Origin of the sequence: Chryseobacterium rhizosphaerae (genome assembly GCF_003385455.1) — a bacterium.
In the GTDB taxonomy this organism is placed as follows: Bacteria; Bacteroidota; Bacteroidia; order Flavobacteriales; family Weeksellaceae; genus Chryseobacterium; species Chryseobacterium rhizosphaerae.
The window spans coordinates 1-572 of record NZ_QNUF01000084.1 but is presented as its reverse complement, the minus strand read 5'-3'; the positions used below and the strand labels follow the sequence as shown (position 1 = coordinate 572).

Sequence of the window (572 nt, the reverse complement as noted above, 5' to 3'; positions counted from 1 at the left end):
CGGTGGAACATCAATAGGTAAAGTAAATTGTAACTGTCCGCCTTTGGTAACCTCGATATCCCCTTTGGTATCGTGAAAATTCGGTCCTGTCTGTGAAAATCCCAATATTGAAATACAGGATATTATAATGGAGAAAAATAATTTTCTTTTATTGTTATTGTATTTCATGGCATTATCTTTTAGTGATGTTTTTACTGAAAGTCCTTCCGTCCTTTAGCGTAAAGCGCAGTACATATACGCCCCAGTCATAGCCTGTCATATTAATTTTCAGCTGCCTGTAAAGGTCAGGTAAATTCTGTTGCTGAAATTTCCAGTGGACGGTGCTGTGCTGGTATAAAGAGACGGATTCTATGAGTCCGTCTGCTTTTTCTGTCCAGTCGATCGTTAGAACATCGTTAACCGGAACAGGATACAAACGAATCTGTTCCCAGAATGTTTTTTCATCCATCAGCTGTGATCCCGATAAAGAAGATGTTTTGGATTGTTCAGAAGCCTGTTTGGCTGCAGAGTCAGGACCCCGGTACCGTTGATTCCCGGCCTCGTCATACTTAAAGTAAACTTCTGTTACCTGG

Annotated in this window: 1 protein-coding gene; it reads right to left on the bottom strand. The window is 40.9% G+C overall.

What is annotated here, in order from left to right; all coding sequences use genetic code 11:
* Positions 1 to 172 precede the first annotated feature (172 nt).
* Positions 173 to 572 (bottom strand): hypothetical protein (locus DRF57_RS23455; RefSeq protein WP_115921135.1); only part of this gene is annotated, 400 nt, incomplete at its 5' end.